The organism is Neoalteromonas facilis (assembly GCF_002807665.1).
GTDB classification, from domain to species: domain Bacteria; phylum Pseudomonadota; class Gammaproteobacteria; order Enterobacterales; family Alteromonadaceae; genus Alteromonas_E; species Alteromonas_E facilis.
Window position 1 is genome coordinate 1169668 of sequence record NZ_PEAY01000001.1, and the last position, 19329, is coordinate 1188996.

The following is a 19329-nucleotide window of genomic DNA, read 5'->3' on the forward strand; positions in this document are numbered from 1 at the left end:
AGCATTAATGTAATGCTAATTCATCAACCAAAGTTTCAAACTGCTTGCCAAAATCGTAATTTGGCGCTGTGGCTCTAGCATTTTCACGATATTGGTTTATTTGTTGCTTGGAAAGGCCCTTCAAATCTTCTTCTAATCGACCCAAGTCAGAAACACCATCGTAAGCTAGACCTAATTTATGCTGACGGGTTTCAGTGATCATTTCCTGAGAGCCTGTCACAAGTAGCATCAAGCCTGCCGCGACAAATTCGAAGAATTTATTCGGTAGTGACACAGCATGCTGCCCTTCCAAATCCTCTAAAAAATGAATACCAATATCAAACTGTGAAATGAATGGAATGATTTCTTGAAAGCCAACAGGCTCGATAATCGTAATGTTTTCATATTTTTCAGCTAGTGCACAAATCGAGCGATAATATTTCTCATCTAGCCAAACTAACATTAGATATAAGTGGTAATCTGAGCCTAATCTACCACCAAACTCAATTAACTTTTCCATTGAGCGGTTTGGCAAACAACCGCCGTGATGGATCAGGTTTATCTTACTATTGTCTATTTCAATTGTTTTCCCGCTATCAATCACATCTTGCACGGGAAAACTTTTGAAAACCTTAAAATCAGCGTCATAATATTTTTTGTATTCATCTGCAATCCCCTGAGAAACGGTAATTTTTCTGGGTATTTTTGATAGTAAGGATTTACAGTAGTAATCATACACGTCTAGTAATTGCTGTTGCCATTCATTGGTAGCACCGTACTGCCGCGGATAATATTCTCTAGCATCGAATATGACTTTATTTGAGCAATGAACAAAAAATGGCAACAGTGCCAAATCATGCACAAAGATCCAATCATATTCATTCATTTGTTCACGCGAGATGGCCAGTTCGCAATCAAGTGCGGCAGAATAACTGACCCACCTATCAAGCTTAAACTTAATACAGATCTTTTTAAGCAATCTAGAGAATGGTGACATGCTTTTTTTAATAATCGGGAATGATTTAACGCCCTCGATGCTATTGGTGTCTAAAGAGCAAATATCAACTTGGTTCTCATTGCGAAGATGCAAGTACAAACGTTTGGGTCTCGGGCAGCTCACAAAATTACCACGATAAGCCAATAAGATTTTTTTACCCTTCATAGCACTTACGCAACCTTTTACCCTAAAAATTTCGAATAATAAAACCGACTATAAATAGTCAACCAGCTGAGAAACTATTTTCTTCCTAGTATCACCATCACCATACGGGGATTCATCACTGAGCTTATTCTGTGGCAACCCTACACATAATGCGGTTATGTCGTCACACATGCTCATGCCATTACCAATGAGAACAGAAGCTTGGCAATCTACTAGTTCAGTCCACTCAGTCTCATCTCTAGCGACCAAGCAAGTCTTCCCAGAAAAAAATGCTTCCTTTTGTAAACCACCACTGTCAGTCAATACTAACTTGCAGTGACGCAACAAATATAACATTTGTAAGTACGACGCTGGCTCAATAACAGTCACTCCACCACTCGTAGAAAGGCCAAACTCTAAAAGTCTTGTCTGCGTTCTTGGATGCATTGGCCAAATAACATTAAAGTCCTCCGCACATTGATTAATCACTTTCACTATCTGAGTAAGATTCTTTTCATCATCAACATTTACCGGCCTGTGAATGGTCATCAGAATAAACTCTTTGGTTAGATCAATATCACCTGGAGCTTCCCCGAATGGGGAGAAAAGTTGTAGTGCGTCAAACATTATGTCACCGACAAACGTCACCACACGGGATTTGCTGGATTGAATATTCTCATTCGCCAAGTTAGTTACTGCAGAATGACTCGGACAGAACAGTAAATCTGACAAATGATCTGTCACCACTCGATTATGCTCTTCAGGCATTTTTCGATTAAAGCTGCGCAACCCGGCTTCTACATGGGCAAGCGGTATACTATGAGCATTCGCTGCAATGGCCCCTGCCAAGGTACTATAGGTATCGCCATAAACTAATACCGCATCAGGTTTTAATTGTTCAATCTGATTACCTATTTGCGCAATGGTATCACCAATAAACGCACTGCTATTGCTGCGATCTGGTGCCAGTACCTTATGAGGCTTTGGTATCTTCAGCTGGTCAAAAAACTGTTGGCTCATATTGGCATCGTAGTGCTGACCGGTATGCAGAATGAACTCACGCAACGCAGTGTGTTCTTGTATTTCTCGACTCAAAGCTGCAGCTTTTACGAACTGTGGGCGGGCACCTACAATGGTTAAGATATTTTTCATGCATTTCCTCTAGTCGCTCATACTTATATCGGTCAACTATTGCCTTTCATGACCCTCACTGAGCACTCATCAAATTTCAGATTGAATTCGCTCACCACATAGCGCATTCAATTGGGGCTCAACCCAGTTAAATCGACTCGATAATGCAATATAATCATTTAAGCAGAACATAGTTCTTTGTCCTGATGCAAGCAGCTCAAAAAGGAACTTTAACTTCTCTTCGGTTCCTTCTCGGCAAAGTTGAAAACTGAAATGCACCGTATTCTCAGTCCCAAGTAATTTGGCATGGCCTTCTTTTAGCATATATAGACTTACTAATGCCTCAATCAAGAACTGTGACCGGTGTCTAAACCGATGCTGAATATTATTATCAAACTGCTTAGCGAACTTCTTCCGGCACTGTTTAATGGCAGGTAATGCTAAAGGCATAAAACCATGGCTCAAAGCAAGGTAGTTTGCCGAACCCGGTTGAACAAGCTGGCTCGATAACTTTAATGCATCAAAATGTAATGTTTGAAACCGTTCGTCTTCATTATCAATGAACTCTCCATAGACTTTAACGCCCTCAGAACTCAAGAAAAATTCTGGAGAAACTGAACTGGAGAAAAACGTATCATCATTGCCAATAACAACAACATCTGCCAAGTTTGGGATCTTATCAATACAGGTTAATATAGATCGGGTATTAAATGTGGGTAAGCACTCGAGGTTGCCTTTAAACAGTTCTTTGTGATCGATAATGTGGATACGATCATCTTTTATCCGTTCGAGGTCTAAAAACTTTGGCTCCTGGGCATCAGTTAACAAATAGATATTATTGTACCAAGGTGCATGATTAACGATTGACCGCAAACAGTACTTAAGCTCATCGGCCTCTATAAAACGCTTATCGCTAATACTGTGTTCTATATCTTCATTTCTTTCGACAATAAAGTTCTTTTCATACAACCTTCGTTTCTTCAAATGAGCTTCATCATTACCTCCAACCCAAGGTATCACGAAGTCAATATTTACTTTTTTAGTCAAGCGGAAAACCTCCTACTTGACGTTCATAAAACTGTTGCGTTATTTGACTTACTGTCTTCTCCTGCATCGTAGGCTTGAATGGATGAATGAGCATATCCGTTTTATGGAACGGGCGTCCTCGATTTCCGACGCCATCCTTAAGCACAAGCTCATCTGCCTTATGCGCAGCAAGTATAAAATCAGGAAAGTCACAGAGAAACTCGTAATCGCTTAAATCTTGAAGTAATTGCTCTTGGTATTGAGATTGCACATCTTTTCGCTCACATGTGAATTTTACTTTAGGTATGAGTAACCCAAAATCTTCTGTCATAAGAGAAGCTCGCGTAAGTTTAGCAATACTGACTTCATCGAATGAAAACGGCCTCTCACCAGCATGAAAAGACTTTAGTGCTTCCTCGTCACGAATTGGACTATCACAGTACACACCGTTGATCTGGTGTTGCGGGTAATGCATTCGCAATTCATTCAATGTACTTAGTGACTCGATAGCAGCAAAAACTCTTACTCCGGTACTACCTTCTAATACCCCATTTAAAGCCGCCAAAACTGACTGTTTATGTGGCTCTCTAATTAATACTATTAACTTTTCACCGGGATTTAATTCACGAGACTGTAGAATCAAATCACAGTTATTGTCTTTTGGGCTAAAAAAGTTAAACCACTTGATCAATTTGCCAGAGAATTCAGCGTCACAGATAGCATAGGTCGTACTACAGTCAGTAGATGATTGGAGTAACGCGTTCTCTCTGTGAAAATGCATAGAATATGCAAAGTCATATGCGTTTGGAAAATTAATATACTCACTTTGAATAGTTCTTATTGTGTCTCGCCAAAGCTCTAAAGCCTGATTCAGTTCCTTACTCAAATGGCTATCGGAAACCTTATCTGAATTTATCGCTAACTGAAGTTTACTCAACACAGCATTAGCATAATTGCTGGTTCCGTAGAGCAAATAAAACAATAATGATCGTCCGCCTTGATAACTGTCATGCAACAAGGTTTTTTGCTTTATCAACAATTCATCTAGAGAAAGCTCTTGATTTAATGTTTGATCAATTAATTCTTCATACTGAGCGAGTTCACTAGTCAGTACGTCATGCTGATATTTCTGCCTAAATTTTAGTTTGTAGTCACTTGCTGTGCATACCGGTAGATAGGCTTTGGATTGAATCTCCTGTATTGCCGATTGCTTCTGTTCCTGATTCGACATCAAAAGCACATTGTCTAGTGTTAGGGGCGTAGTACCTGCAATGCGCACACCGTCTGAACAATTAAAACACTCTACTGATGTACCCTGTAATGACTGTTCCATGATCTCTTTGCTAACTTTAAATTCATACTTAGTAAAGACGGCTGGTTTGAAGTTTCCTGGAACTCTGATATTCGTTTGATTCTTTTCTGCGTAATCATATAACTCTTTCCCGTCACCATCATAATATCCACTTTGCTTTGAGTGGTGGGTCTTATCGTCTAAAAAGCCAAGATCTACCCCCATTAGATAAAGTTGTGCAAAATTAAGCTCTAAATAAAGGTTGAGTACGAAATTGGTAACGGTAGGAAAGGCAAATTCAAGCTTCTGCCAATCATTGGAGTTCAAGATATTCAGGTTTGAAACCGTTGAAGATTCCCCTTCTTTAAACGCCAGCAAAACACCTTTGAATAAATCGGCGGTATCTGGGTGCAAACCATTGCATGAAATTAACGTAATTTGTTCAGTAAATGCTTTGGTACTAGAACGAGTAACCCAGTCAAATGTTGAGCGATTTTGCTCAATCTCGGCATGAAAATCAGGGACGATATTGTTTTTATAAAGCACTTGAAGGGCCGTTCCGCAAGAAACAATAATCGCCTGTTCAGAATGTTCTTTTATTATATCCAGCGATTGATCCAGTGACGGCCCATTGCCCACGATAAACACCGGCGTTTCTTTGGTTTCAAAACTTAGATGCTGACTTGGGTTTGCTCTTAAAAATGGCGTACCTCGATTGATTAGCTCTACTGTATGTGCAATCCCATATCGTGCATGGTCATAACATTCGCCAAGAGCAATCACCACCTGCAATTGTTCTCGCAATTGGTTAACCGCCTCGACTAGATCGGGGCGATAGTAAGACTGATAGAAGAATGTGTTGACTAATACATAGGGGCCAATGGCATAAAATTGACTGATTAGGTCGCGAAACAAATGCGTGCCGTTATCGCCGATATTGATGTAAATTCGAGCATCTCGTTCATCGACTTCGGTTAAAATACGCTCCCAGTCAATTGCAAATAAACTGGCATAGAAAAAATCAGGCTCAGGTTCACAAATGAATAAATTTTCGACTTGATGGCCTTCATTTAAAGCATCTAATTGATACCCATTGCCCAAGCCAAACAGTATCAATGCCTTGATCGTCTCAGGCAACGCACTTTGTCGCTCTTCTAGTTCGTCAATGAGAAGCTCCGTCGCACTGACAAACTTATAATGTGTGTACTGCTTTAGTTTAGTGCCGTCATAACCCAGCACTAATCCATCTCGGTTAGGGTACTTTGCAAATGTTTCATAATTGAGGGCCCCTTCTTCCTTTGGACCATCACCATAATAACTTTCAGGAAACCTCAAACTGGATAAATTAATTTGCCCATCTGCATTTTCAACCACACACCAACGCTCAGGCGTGTAGTTATGAAACTGCTTCGCAATGTCTGGAAAGTACCTTTCAAAAGCGCGCATGTTTCTTTGGAACCCATCGTGCTGTTGATTATCAACGGGCAACCAATCTTTAGCCGTCGTGGGCGACGACCACAACGGTAATTCATACCGTGCATTGGTGTACTTCCCCCACGGTAAACCCGAACTTTTGATTACCTGCCACTTTTGGGTTCGCAGTTCTCGTTCAATTGCGTTAAAAGTAGGTATGTTGTAATGCTTGTATATCGCTGCTCGCTTGACTGGACAATGTTCACGCAATTCCCCCAAGTCAGAGACTATATTGCTAGCATCTTCACCAATCTGAAAATACAGCGCGACCTTTTTCTCATGACAATACTTGAGTAAATGTTGCCAATCGAAACACAGCAATGACGCAAAAAAGTACTGCTGCTCTGGTTCATATATGATGCAGTGTTCCAGTGTGTGAGAAGTAATAACACGGTGTAAATGAAACCCCAATCCAATACCCAGTACGACTAGAGCATCGACAGGCTGACGTAAACCCATACCAAGTATCGAATCAGGGTCTTCAAAGTTAATAACCGGCGCGTTAGCAAGTCTATTTTGATACTGCTGTTCAATTTCTGCTTTCGGATCAATGCCATACAAGGTTCGCCCTTGTAATTTATCAACTACATTGAACTGACCGTTTCGATTGCAAAAAACCCCTAAATTATACCAGCACAACGCTTCAATGGTGGGGCTCAGCGCAGGAATGTACCGTGCAAATGCCTGTTTATTTCGCTTGAACGTGGATTGTAACGCTTCAGCTGCCGACTTCTCTATCTCGAGTTGCGCGGACTCATCTTCATGTAAATGCGTGCGAATATTGTCAAGCATCGTGGACTGCAGTATTTATTCTTGTTGTAGCATAAGGTTACTTTACCAACGGGGTTGTGAGCAAGGCTCATCAGCCCAAGAGATTACTCAAAATGTAACCGTATTATTTAAATCTTGTAGACTCCAATTAGGGTCCGGTGTTTCCCAATTCCCGTAGTGATACGTCAAGTAAGCATGAGTATTCTGAGGAATAGGCCAGTGAAACCCTGCACAGTGGAACGTGCTAGTGCTCTTGGTATATTCGGCAGGCATACGAATAGCCCTAGAGGCTAGGCAGTAATCGCTAAATTCCTCTGACCGATATTTCACAAAAAAATCAATTGATGGAAAGCGATCCGCCACTGTACACACAAACTTAAATGAGCGAATCGCACGCAAAGGCACGTTGCCAAAAGACTTATCTGCGTAACATACATCTGCACGCCATCTTTCGGACGTTAATGATTCTAAACACTGGGTAAAGCGTTCAAGGTTGTCATTTATCTTATTTACACCTTCAGAATCTACGGCGATATCCATATCATCATCCCAAGGAATAAGGCTTTGATCACGATACAACCCCAGCAATGTTCCTGCATCAATATGATGGAAAAGATTGAATTCTTTTAGTATTTGGCAACATGCATTCAACATCGATAATGACAAACCAATAGATTCTATGTCACGCTCGAAGCGTTTTGATGCCAGCAATCGAGCCGGCAAATGACTCAACGAGTCAGCAGGAATTCCGTATTGCTCTATTAACTGGCTTCGGATCTGTTCGAAGAACTCACTGGCTATAAAAACATATTCTGCGGGCGATGTGCTCAATTGGGTCGGAGAATAAACCGGCACCCCATCAATAACACTGTGGTGTTTACTTTCATCGTTATCACAGAAACCCAACACCTCATAGTTATCTCGCAAGTTTCTATACGCCTGTTTGCCTGCCGTACCTGCACCAAAGATGTAGGCAGTCGGTTTAGCACTACTTTTCTTTGCAAGCTCAGTCGTCATTGGATTTGCATTCACCCTTTATCTTTGGTTCTCTGTTTATCGGCGTAAGAAGTGAAAACTGCACTTTCAGGCATGCTCAGCATTCTACGCAGGCCCATCAGCGAATCATGATCCTGCGACTTAACATGGCAAACAGATCCATGCCATCCCACACTGGCGCAAAATCCAACGCTTGCCCAACCGGAACAACACGGTCGATCCCGCTAATTTCAGGACGCATCACTAAGGCCTGTAAATCTGAATTTTCTCCTCCTGCATAAGTCAGAGTTTGCAGCTTTTCTGATTGTGTAAAGACAATATCCTGCAACGAGTGCACATTGACTAAAACATAGGTCATTTGACCGCCATGCAGACTGAGAAGCTTTTGCACATCCTGACAACTTACAACATTTATTATTCTGTACTGCAACGTCACGGCGCCACACACCGCTGCCGAGTATTGACTGAATACTAATTGCTCGTTGCGCAGGGTTGGAGATGGCGTTAGTTGTTGCTGCGCTAATTCATCAACACGTGCAAAAAAATCAGACTGCGCAGCTGTATCCCCCACCCAATAAACGACTCGTGGCGAAGAGCAAGCCTGCTGCATATGAGGTAACGTATCTTTCCATAATTTCTGTGCCACATCCTGACATGATTGAGGTGTGCCCACAGCATCCGCATGGATAACAGCTGCGGAGTAACGATCAGCAAAACTAATGTCTCGAGTACGTGGTTTACTCGGTAACTGTCGAATCGCTTGTACGCTGTCATCCCCTCCCCATAACACGCGAGCATCTGCGACAAAGCTTAATTTAGCCGACCAATCTGATGTTTTATCCGTTCGTACGAATAGGTTCCTTTGCGCTATGGCTGCGTATTGAGGCTGTGAAAAAAGCTGATTAATAAGGCCAATTAGGTGTACCTGAGTATCGGTTTCTTGTGTCGCTACACGGACAATATTCTTATTGCCCAACAGCGCTCCACATATCCAGCTGTACATAAACATAGTGTCCACATTACTCGGCGTAAAATGGACCACCAGCCCCAATGCTTTAACGAAAACATTCGGCGTAGTTTCCTTGTTTAGTTGGGGGCTTCTCACTATTTCACGTAACCAAAATCCCAGTGCAACCAATTCAGGAAACGCTTTGTAATCAGGGGTTAACAGCCTGCGCGATAAATCCTTTACAAAAGCTACAGTTGCTTCATCAGAGGGTAATAGAGGCGGCAACTGCTGTATTTCGTCGATAGCGAGTTCGATATTATGATTGGCAGGCGCTAGGAGGAGAATATTAGCGAGCATGTTCCACTCCCTGAGCATGAGTATCACTGCACCCCCGCACTTCAGTCTTAGGCAGCCTGCCTGACACCGAGAAATACTTTCCACGCCAACCACAAGCGCAATCGTCTTCACCGTATATCGTACCGACATCTTCGGTTAGGATGCTATGGCCCGGATAACTGGTGGGGATAGACGATATCACTTGAATAATACCTTGTTGACCAAAGTCACAAGGCTGAAGACTATGCTGGTCGCGCACAATAACATCGGCATAGCTGGGGGCATGTAAGTACCCTTCTGAGCACTCAACAAATATTGACCCTACCTGCTCGGCCATGCCGTAAAAGTTATGCACTCGCGAAACCTTGGCGGCGGTATTTAAACGCTTTTTAAAGTCAGTATTACTCACTTTTTCATTTTCTAACTGCTTCCAGCCACCGCTGTGTAACAAGATGCCTTCGGGCAACGATAACGTACGCCCATCTTGCTCTAGTGCTTGAATGAAATAGCGCCACACCATAAACGTAAAGCCAAAAATAAGCACTGGCTGGGAAGCATAGCGTGCACAAAATGCGTCTATCACCGGCCAATTCGGCGTCATATCATCATTCAGTGCATAAGTGTGGTCTCGTCCAAAAAAGGCCAGCCCTTGAATACCGGCTGCACGCGCGTTGAACTCTGGCCCTTTCACCGTGGATGGGGCATCGATAATTAACATTGGTAAGCGCTGCTTACCGATCACCTGCTGCAGTATGCTAACCAATACTTTGGATTGACGCTGACTAGTAGGTTTATCCAGCACCACTTTCGCGGTTACCTGCGAGGTTGTGCCAGAAGATTGTAGGGTTTTAAAAACCGCGTCCATCGGCACACTGGCTAATCGCAGTAACTTAAACAGGCGTACCGCTAAGAAAGGTACTTGTTCTAGCAAATCTATCGCTTCTGTGTGTATAAAAGCATCAACGATATGCCGATATTCCTGGCATTGTTCGTAGTGCAATGCGTTGAGATGACGCAAAACGTTCAACAAGGCCTGTTGCTTTTGTTGCTTACCCGTACCAAACACATCGAGTTGCGACAGGGTATTGAATGCAATGTCATAACTGTTGGTGTGCTGCACAAGCATATTACCTTATTCGTCAGAGAGTGAAGCTAACCGCATAATGGCCTGATAATCGGGCTTCCCGTTTGCTGTTAACGGCAAGCGTTCCACATTCAATAGTGTGATCAACGAAGGGTGAACATGCATAGTCTGATGCAAGTACCGCTTTACTCGCTCAAATACCGCCGCTTGCTCATCAACGTCAACCGACTCAAGCGCTACCACCAATTGACTATCGTTTCCGCTACACAACGCCGTATAGCCTTGAGCTGCCAGTGTATCTTGAATCGCATCCAGATCCATTCGTACGCCATTCAATTTTATAAAACGCGCCTTCCTGCCCAGAATATAGTAATCCCCTTCGGCGTCAACTCGCGCAAAATCCCCCGTATGTAACCATTCGATAGGGATAAACTCTGCTAAATCTGAGACTGATTCGCTGTAGCCCAGCATCACATTAGGACCGCGGTAACACAGTTCATTGTCGACAATCGAAAACTCACCATTGGGAATAGCCTGCCCGATACTGTTGGCTTTTTGAATGAGTTTATGAGGCGGCAAAAAGGCCATTCGAGCGGTTGCCTCCGTTTGCCCATACATCACGAAAAACTGCTTTTCATGCTGCTCTGCATAATGCGCAAATGCCAACACTAAGGTGTCTTTCAGTCGCCCTCCAGCCTGAGTGAAATAGCGTAAGGAGGGTAATTCCTGACGTTCAAATCGCAGCTTGTGTAGCATTTCATAGGTATGGGGTACGCCAGCAAAAGACGTTACCGGCAACTCACGCATGATCGACCAAAACTCACGGTTTACCACGGAATAAGGTGAAAATACCAAGCACCCGCCACGTAATAAGTGCGTATTCAGCACAGATAAACCGTAAGAGTAAAACAGTGGCAAAGTATTGATGGCACGATCACTGGGTAAAATCGGCAAATACTGACAAATAGCATCAGCATTACTGTGAAGATTATCGTAACTGAGCACTACATGCTTGGCAGCGCCTGTAGAGCCTGACGTAGGTAACATCAGCGCAACGCGACTATCAATACGTTGCGTTGCCGTGTGTCGGATCGTAATGTGTCCCTCATCTACAATCGCATTGGGCGCATACTGCTGGATCACAGAGTCGAGCTTATCGTCGCTAATGGCAGGATCTATGAGGATCACGACGATACTATTCGACAACAATGCAAGATAATCGACAACACTGGCAACACAAGCATGCATTTTAAGTGCTACAAGATAACGCTCTGTGGCCTCACTCTGTGGTAAGACGGCATTGAGTACATCACATCGCACATGAACGTCTTCCGCCAATTGTCGGTATGTATAGGCATTAAATTCAACGCCGGAGCTTTCGTTTGGCTTAACCTCGATAAACGCTGAATTTTCCGAAAACTGATCTAAATGTTGGAAAAACACTGTCGCCCCTTCAACCTGCAATTAAAGACGCATACCGCCGTCAACGCCTATAATTTGACCGGTGATATAGCTTGCATGATCAGATAAAAGGAAGCTAACCAGATCGGCAACGTCTTGCGGCAGGCCGGCACGCCCCATTCCGATCTCGTCAATGACAGCAGCACGTTGCTCTGATGAAAACACATCGGTCATAGCCGTCTCAATAAAACCTGGCGCCACGCCATTAACGCGTATCTGTTGACTGGCTAACTCTTTAGATAATGACTTAGTAATACCCGTCAATGCTGCTTTTGACGCCGCATAAGCACTTTGTCCGGCAGCACCTTGCTCGCCTACAATAGAGCATAGATTCACAATACTGCCAGCCCCCTGGCGCATCATTAGTCTAGCCGCTAGTTGCATGTGTTGATATGCCGCAACCGTGTTAATCGATAATTGAGCCTGTAAATCGGATAATCGCGTCATCGCCAATGCACTAGAACGCATTTCACCGGCATTATTGACTAAACCATCAATATGACCGATGTGCTGCTTAATATGCCCGAATGCGGCTTTCACTTGCGCCTCATCGGTTAGGTCATAGCTCATTGCAATGGCATTTTCGCCCAATTGTTCCGCGACTAGCTCTAATTGCACTTCATCTCGACCAGCCAACAGCACTATCGCACCTAAACGCACACAGGTCTGCGCAATAGCTAAACCTATGCCTTTATTCGCGCCGGTTACCAGTATCACTTTGTTATCTAACAAGTGCCACTCCCTGTTAAAACGTTACGTCGTACTTTTGCAGGATTTCTTTTGCTTTGGCGACCGAGCTCATATCAATAATATCGTCGGTATCCAGCATGATACCGAATTTATCTTCAAGCTCCGCGATCAAGATCATATGCGCAGTTGAGTCCCATTCAGGGATCGTATTATAGGTTAACGAATCGGTTACCTGAGACGCATCTATGCCGAGGGCATGAGAAAACGCATCGGTCAAAGTTTGTTGTGTCGACATAAAATACCTTATGTTTTTTGCCGCGGCGGTCTGTTGAGTAACGTTTTTAATACTTTACTGTGTTCGTCGTAGTGCTGTCTATCGAGCACAAGTTCAAATAACTCACCGCGATTAACTATTTTGTAGCCCAGTTTCTCGTTGTAGCGCATCGCTGCTAGGTTGTCTGGCTTTACTACCGCATGCAGTTGATTCGCATGAAGTTGTTCAAAACAAAAATCATTCATTAACAACGTGGGAGAAAACGCAATTACGTTACCTGCGTACTGCTCATCGCCAATATAAAGCCCGAGTTCAAAATGCTCCGCAGAGAAAATATCGGCTGCTTGCCCACGTGTTTTAATATTGCACGAACCAATGGGATGGCCCCGATATTCAATTACAAAATGCAATTGGTTGGTTGCACGGCGAATATGTTCGAACCATGCTTGTTGTTGCTCCTGGGTAATGTACCCATCTGTAAGCATGAACTTGCGCACATGATCACTATTCCGCCATTGACGCAACAACTCTAAATCGTCACGCAGTATATTGCGTAACCTAACCTGATAACCCTCGAGGGGCTGTTCTAGTTGCATGACGAGAGCTCCAAAAGCGCATCCATAAGACGTTCACCGCCAAATGCATCGTAACGCTCATTAAGTGCATCTTGCATTTGGCTAAGCGTATCGGCTTCAGACCATAACTGTTTCGCCTGTCGAGCGATATCGGCCAATATCCCTGCCTTCTCTGTTTCACTAACATCATGCAAATAGTGGATTCGACACCAACCTTCCTGTTCAGCTTGCTGACTTGCCGTTATTTGATTTTCCGCTACCACCACGAGTATCGCTGGGGTTTTACACACTGCAATTTCAAACTGACTGCCACCCGCTGCTGAAATAGCCAAACGCGCATGACTCCACACATCAGCCATATCTTGGGCATCATGAATGTGCTGAATCGATAAAGGCAAGTCATTGATGGCTTTATTCAACTCTTCCACTTGCTGATAAGCCCCGCCGGTTACCACGCGAATGGGCGCATCAAATTCAACAGATGCTAAACATTTCAACAGTGGGATGGTCAAACCAAAAGGATCACTACCGCCAAAATTCAGGGTTAAATGAAATCGCTGGCTAACACTTAACGGCATTACCGTTTTAAATTCACGACGAAGCAATCGAAAATCACTACCAAACAGGTGGTGACGTTCTTCATCAGGTGGATGCGCAGCATTAATAACGGCGTCTGCCGCTAAAGGCGTTTCATGTACATCATCGTCGAATAGTGCTACGCGGTGGCCTAGGTCTCGCCATTGCTGACAGAAATCTCGAGTAAATTGATAACCATCAACGACAATCCATTCGATTGGAAATGGCAACGTCGCTTGTAGGTTTGAAAGTTGTTGTGCTAATGGCACGGCATAATCAAAAGGTAAAATCTGACCTTGCCAATCTTGACGTGCTAATGCAATTCGACGAGTTTCATCATCCAATAAAAACACAGCATCCATATCGTGAGCAATGACCGTTTGCGCCAATGCTTGGCAACGCATTAAATGCCCTAGGCCAATGGTGGCTGATGCCTGCACACAGAAAATAAAACGCATGGGTTACTCTACATCATCCCAGCACAGAGGTTTTCCTTTACGTAGTGCGTGCCGCGCTACTTTACCTAATACTGAGTTGAAGTGCTTTGGCGCCAAACCGAATGCCGGGCGCACAATGCGCAGGTTCTCCTTGGTGAGTACATCGCCCGGCTGAACATCTTCGCTCACATATATTGACCTGCGGTACTGCTTAGCCTTTTCTTCGACCGCAACGCCGCCATACCGCACATTCCCTAGGGCTAGCCACGCACGATTCGATTCTTCTACTAATGACTTTAGTTCATGCGGCTCAAGTGAAAACTCGGCATCCACACCACCGGCACTGCGGTCCAGTACAAAGTGTTTTTCAATTACCGTTGCCCCTAGCACAACTGACGCAACGGCTACACCGACACCTCGCGTATGATCAGATAACCCCACCTGACACCCAAATGCCTCGCGCATGTGTGGAATAGTGAGTAAATTGGTATTACCTGCATCCGCCGGGTAGGTACTGGTGCATTTCAATAAAATCAAGTCGTCGCACCCAGCGTCTCTCGCTGTGCTGACCGCCTCTTCTATTTCCGACAGCGATGCCATTCCAGTGGACATGATGAGCGGTTTTCCTTTACTCGCTGCCTTTGCTATCAAGGGTAAGTCGGTCAGTTCAAATGAAGCAATTTTAAAACACGGAACACCGAGATCATCTAAAAAATCTACCGCATGTTCATCAAACGGTGAACTAAACGCAATTAGCCCGCGCGCCTGCGCATGTTCAAATAAGGTTTTATGCCATTCATAAGGTGTCGCCGCTTTGGCATACAGCCCGTGCAATCGCTCGCCGTGCCAAAGACTATCTTTTTCTTTAATCAAAAAATCATCGGCATCCACATCGAGTGTCATTGAATCTGCGGTGTAGGTTTGCAATTTAATTGCATCTGCACCGGCCTCAGCAGCAGCGTCAATCATCGCTAACGCTGTGTCTAAATCTTGCCCATGATTGCCACTCAATTCGGCAATGATAAAAGGTTGATCATTGCCCCCAATAATGCGGTTTTCAATCCGTACGTCATGCATCATTGCTCTCCTGAAGAATGGCTAGCACACCTTCAACTAAGACGGCAGGTTCAACAGGGACGTCACTCATGTCCGTGGCGTAATCTGGCATCAACGTACGCGGGTCAACTTGCCCGGTAATAATAAGTGAAGGGCATTCAACTGCCGTCGCTAACCATTGCGGTGCCGAAGGCACAGAAATGAGTAAATCGCTTGCCTTCAACATCGCCAGCGTTTGTTTCATCGACACGGCCCCATCAAACCCTGTCCACACATGAACACCTTGTTGCTGCAGCATTGATTTAACTTCATCTGCGTAAGGATAGTGCCGCTCTGGCGTGCGCGCATCACATGCTAACGCCACCACTTTTTTCGACTTAGCAATTTGAATCAATTTTTCATCGGCTTGCACATCGATGTGCATATCCAACTGAAGACCATTAAAGCCGCAACAGGTTTTGAGATAAAACTCAGGATAGCCGCCGTCAGGGGCCAATCCACTTTGCCACCAAAGACTGTTCCAACGATGCATGCTAAACCATGTGCTTTGCATATAGGCAGCCGGTTCATTAACAAATTCCGGCTTTAAGGTTTGCGCCTGAAACTGGGTAATTAAATCAGCAACTGACATACCCATGATATTGCCTTGTACTGGCTCGCCAGCATCTTTAAGAAAACGCGCAAGAAAGCAAGGCATAAACCATGTGTCGAGGTTAATAATTTGCTGATAACCCTCACCAACAATTTTCTCTGCTAGTCCAAGGAAAGTTTCCATGGCATAGACAATATTATCCGGCCACTCGCCCTTCTCAAGCCCAAAAACGGTCACATCAGGCTCTGCTAGTTGAATAACCTCTTTACCTGCGGCAAAGGTTATAAAATGGATATCCGCATCGGGATTACACTGCTTTACATAGCGTAATGCAGGAATACCAATACACGTGACATCGCCTAGGCCCAGCATACGAATTAGCAGTATTTTAGGCCGCTCTTGCTGAATATTAGTCATGAATCATCCTGTTGCATATAGGCTTTATACATAAGCTCTGCGCGCGTCCAGTCCTCTTCAGTATCAATGTCTTGAACCAAATGCCGAGGTAATTCAATGGGGATACTGTGCTCTGAAAACATGGCTTTGTCAGATAGATATCCATCGAAAGACCCCCAATAAAATTGTCCTGCATCATGTAAGCCTTCTTCTAAATCTTGTGATCGTGTCGAGGCGTATTCGGGATACATGCAAACCACCCCATCCCCCGATCGTTTTAACGCTCGCTGCACGGGAAATGAGAAGCTGGTCACTGAAAACGCAAAGGCCTTTTGTGTATTCGCCTGTAACTTGTTAAGCCCTTGGCGCAGGTACTGCGCTTGAAGAAATGGCGCTGTGGCATAAATACAGCAACAGTATTCGGGCTTTGAAAATTGCTCTGCGTATGCAAGCATCGCCTGATTTGTAACTGCCCGCGTCCCCGTATAATCATCTGCTAATGCTGATGGTCGCATAAATGGTACTGACGCCCCTAACTGCTTAGCAATGGAGGCTATTTCTTCATCGTCTGTAGACACAATAATGTCGTCAAACACCCCGCTTTGTTTGGCAGCGTTGATGCTGTAAGCTAGCATTGGTTGACCACAAAAAGAACGGATGTTTTTTCTCGGAATACGCTTGCTTCCGCCTCTCGCCGGTATCACTGCTAAAATCACGACAGAGCCTCTCGTAACGCATCAACGACTTTATCTTGCTCACTTTCACTCAAACCTGGATACAATGGCAACGTTATCGCCCGTGAGTAATAGGCTTCTGCATTTGGAAACTGCCCCACTTTAAATCCTAGTGATTGGTAAAAAGGCTGTAAGTGAATCGGAATATAGTGCACATTTACGCCAATTCCAGATGCTCTCAGTTTAGAAAATACAACATCACGCTCTCCGCCCAACACTTCAACCATGTATAAATGCCAAGCACTTTCGTCATCTTCCAGTGAATAGATAGGCGGTAGTTGTAGTGGAAGAACTCGTAACCGTTGATGATAACGATGAGCTAAGGCGCGCCGTTGGTTAATAAACTCTGACAATCTAGATAATTGACTAAGACCAAGGGCTGCGTGAATGTCACTCATGCGGTAGTTAAAACCCAGCACCTGTTGCTCATAGTACCAAGGGCCGTGATTTTCGGTCATAGCGGTTTCATCACGGGTTATCCCGTGTTTAGCATACAGAACCAAACGTTCCGCCAAGGCCGAATCATTTGTCATGACGGCGCCACCTTCTGCGGTGGTAATACTTTTCACTGGATGAAAACTTAACACGGCCATGTCAGAGTATTGGCATGCCCCTATTGCCGTTTGTTCAAAATAGCCGCCCAAAGCATGAGCTGCGTCTTCTATTAGTAAGATATTGAATGGCTCTACAAGCGCCTTAATGGCGCGCATATCACAACTGAGTCCCGCGAAATGCACTACAACAATTGCTTTAGGTAAACATGTGCTGGCTTCTGCCCACTTCAGTTTTGCAGAAAGAGCGTCAAGCGATATGTTGCGCGTAACAGGATCTATATCGATAAAATCGACTGAAGCGCCGCAGTACAGTGCACAGTTTGCAGATGCAACAAATGAGTTTGGAGATGTCCAGACAACGTCGCCTTTTCCAACACCTGCCGCTAAACATGCGACATGCAAACCCGAGGTGCCGCTATTCACGGCAACAGAATATTTTGCACCGGTAAAATCACACAACGCCTGTTCAAAGCGCGGTACCGTTTCCCCTTGCGTCAAAAATTTGTTGGTTAAGACATCAACAACCGCATCAATATCTTGCTGTATGACGTTGTGCTTACCGTAGGGGATCATTCGGTTATTTTGTCCAACGCTTTCAATTCATCAACCGTAAGAAAGTGCGGATTTGTCCCGGAGTTGTATTCGAACTTTTCACTCACAGGTTTACCCGTCTCACCCAATTTGTTTTTAGTGTAATCGATGGTTTTATCAAAAAACTTAATAGCCGGCGTTATCACATAGTGATCATCAAATTCATAAGAGTGGTGAGCCATTTCTTCCGGAACCATAACTTCATGAAGTTTTTCACCTGGTCGAATACCAACCAGATCATAAGTCCTAGTACCACTCATTGCTTCAATCAGATCTGTGATCCGAATTGAGGGGATTTTAGGGACGAAAATCTCGCCGCCTTGCATTCGTTGGAAGTCCTTAATAACGAAATCAACCCCTTCGTCTAAGGTGATCCAGAAGCGCGTCATTTCCTCGTGGGTTAGAGGTAAAGCTTTACAGCCTTCAGCCAAAAGATTTCGATAAAACGGTACTACCGACCCACGAGAGCCGACAACATTACCATAACGCACAACTGCAAACCGAGGGCCAACTGCCCCACTGATATTATTTGCCGCAACAAATAGTTTATCTGACGCCAACTTAGTAGCGCCATACAAATTAACGGGGTTGGCAGCTTTGTCTGTCGATAACGCAATTACACGACGCACGTTGGTTGCGATGGCGGCATCGATGACATTTTGAGCGCCGTTAATGTTAGTCTTTATACACTCGTTCGGATTATATTCAGCCGCCGGTACTTGTTTCAGGGCTGCGGCATGAATAACATAGTCGACATCACGCATGGCCGCTTTTAGCCGCTCTTTATCCCTAACGTCACCTAAAAAGTAACGCATACAAGGCGCCTTATAGACTTGCTGCATCTCAAACTGCTTCAGTTCGTCACGCGAATAGATAATGATTTTTTTGGGCGAATAGTTGGCAAGCAGGTGGGTGATAAAACGTCTACCGAAAGACCCTGTTCCACCTGTTATGAGCAAACTCTTATTATTAAACATATTCTGCATCCAAGAGTATATAAGGTGTGTCTACCTTTGCGCTTTAAAGCGCCGATTCAATATCATTTCCGTTAAATTCTTTAACCGCGACCTGAGCAACAGCTCATGTTAAAAGCTGAGGGGAAATCTAATGCACAGAATCAACACCCAATAACCTTGAATTTGATTCAAACCGGTCTAGGTTAACATTACCTAACGAACATCCATTGAAGCAAGCATTAATGATGCCATTTTGTGAA

Annotated in this window: 17 protein-coding genes; all 17 read right to left on the bottom strand. The window is 44.2% G+C overall.

Annotated elements, in window-relative coordinates; genetic code table 11:
- Positions 1-4: 4 nt before the first annotated feature.
- On the bottom strand, positions 5-1141 hold the full coding sequence (locus CSH93_RS05340) for a glycosyltransferase family protein (RefSeq protein WP_100642139.1): 1137 nt from the start codon (positions 1139-1141) through the stop codon (positions 5-7).
- Between the two features lie 48 nt (positions 1142-1189).
- The gene (wecB, locus tag CSH93_RS05345) at positions 1190-2272 is read right to left on the bottom strand and encodes a non-hydrolyzing UDP-N-acetylglucosamine 2-epimerase (protein ID WP_100642140.1); all 1083 of its coding nucleotides are present in this window, start codon (positions 2270-2272) and stop codon (positions 1190-1192) included.
- Between the two features lie 69 nt (positions 2273-2341).
- On the bottom strand, positions 2342-3298 hold the full coding sequence (locus CSH93_RS05350; protein WP_100642141.1) for a Stealth CR1 domain-containing protein: 957 nt from the start codon (positions 3296-3298) through the stop codon (positions 2342-2344).
- Positions 3291-6833, bottom strand: a complete 3543-nt coding sequence (locus CSH93_RS05355) for a motility associated factor glycosyltransferase family protein (protein WP_100642142.1) — start codon at positions 6831-6833, stop codon at positions 3291-3293. The genes CSH93_RS05350 and CSH93_RS05355 overlap by 8 nt, the downstream gene beginning before the upstream one ends.
- A gap of 87 nt (positions 6834-6920) precedes the next feature.
- The gene (locus CSH93_RS05360) at positions 6921-7829 is read right to left on the bottom strand and encodes a LicD family protein (protein WP_100642143.1); all 909 of its coding nucleotides are present in this window, start codon (positions 7827-7829) and stop codon (positions 6921-6923) included.
- Between the two features lie 97 nt (positions 7830-7926).
- Positions 7927-9114 (bottom strand): acyl-CoA reductase, encoded by a 1188-nt coding sequence (locus tag CSH93_RS05365; protein ID WP_164078299.1) that lies wholly within the window; start codon positions 9112-9114, stop codon positions 7927-7929.
- Positions 9104-10213, bottom strand: coding sequence for a LuxE/PaaK family acyltransferase (locus CSH93_RS05370; protein WP_240615485.1), 1110 nt, complete (start codon positions 10211-10213; stop codon positions 9104-9106). The genes CSH93_RS05365 and CSH93_RS05370 overlap by 11 nt, the downstream gene beginning before the upstream one ends.
- A gap of 12 nt (positions 10214-10225) precedes the next feature.
- Positions 10226-11620: an AMP-binding protein gene (locus CSH93_RS05375; protein ID WP_124748940.1), complete on the bottom strand. Its 1395-nt coding sequence runs from the start codon at positions 11618-11620 to the stop codon at positions 10226-10228.
- Between the two features lie 21 nt (positions 11621-11641).
- Complete coding sequence (locus tag CSH93_RS05380; RefSeq protein ID WP_100642147.1) at positions 11642-12370, bottom strand: SDR family NAD(P)-dependent oxidoreductase; 729 nt, start codon at positions 12368-12370, stop codon at positions 11642-11644.
- A 13-nt stretch (positions 12371-12383) separates the two neighbouring features.
- Positions 12384-12623, bottom strand: coding sequence for an acyl carrier protein (locus CSH93_RS05385; protein ID WP_100642148.1), 240 nt, complete (start codon positions 12621-12623; stop codon positions 12384-12386).
- An 8-nt stretch (positions 12624-12631) separates the two neighbouring features.
- Positions 12632-13198 carry a GNAT family N-acetyltransferase gene (locus tag CSH93_RS05390; protein WP_100642149.1) on the bottom strand — a complete coding sequence of 189 codons (567 nt, stop codon included), beginning with the start codon at positions 13196-13198 and terminating at the stop codon, positions 12632-12634.
- Positions 13189-14211, bottom strand: coding sequence for a UDP-2,4-diacetamido-2,4,6-trideoxy-beta-L-altropyranose hydrolase (gene pseG / locus CSH93_RS05395; protein ID WP_100642150.1), 1023 nt, complete (start codon positions 14209-14211; stop codon positions 13189-13191). Before pseG ends, CSH93_RS05390 begins: the two co-directional genes overlap by 10 nt.
- A gap of 3 nt (positions 14212-14214) precedes the next feature.
- Entirely contained in the window at positions 14215-15267 is a 1053-nt protein-coding gene (gene pseI, locus CSH93_RS05400; RefSeq protein ID WP_100642355.1) for a pseudaminic acid synthase, read from the bottom strand.
- Positions 15260-16255, bottom strand: a complete 996-nt coding sequence (locus CSH93_RS05405) for a glycosyltransferase family 9 protein (RefSeq protein WP_100642151.1) — start codon at positions 16253-16255, stop codon at positions 15260-15262. Before CSH93_RS05405 ends, pseI begins: the two co-directional genes overlap by 8 nt.
- Entirely contained in the window at positions 16252-16950 is a 699-nt protein-coding gene (gene pseF, locus CSH93_RS05410) for a pseudaminic acid cytidylyltransferase (RefSeq protein ID WP_100642152.1), read from the bottom strand. Before pseF ends, CSH93_RS05405 begins: the two co-directional genes overlap by 4 nt.
- Positions 16947-18095 (bottom strand): UDP-4-amino-4,6-dideoxy-N-acetyl-beta-L-altrosamine transaminase, encoded by a 1149-nt coding sequence (pseC, locus tag CSH93_RS05415; protein ID WP_100642153.1) that lies wholly within the window; start codon positions 18093-18095, stop codon positions 16947-16949. The genes pseF and pseC overlap by 4 nt, the downstream gene beginning before the upstream one ends.
- Positions 18092-19090, bottom strand: coding sequence for a UDP-N-acetylglucosamine 4,6-dehydratase (inverting) (pseB, locus tag CSH93_RS05420; RefSeq protein WP_100642356.1), 999 nt, complete (start codon positions 19088-19090; stop codon positions 18092-18094). Before pseB ends, pseC begins: the two co-directional genes overlap by 4 nt.
- Positions 19091-19329: the final 239 nt, after the last annotated feature.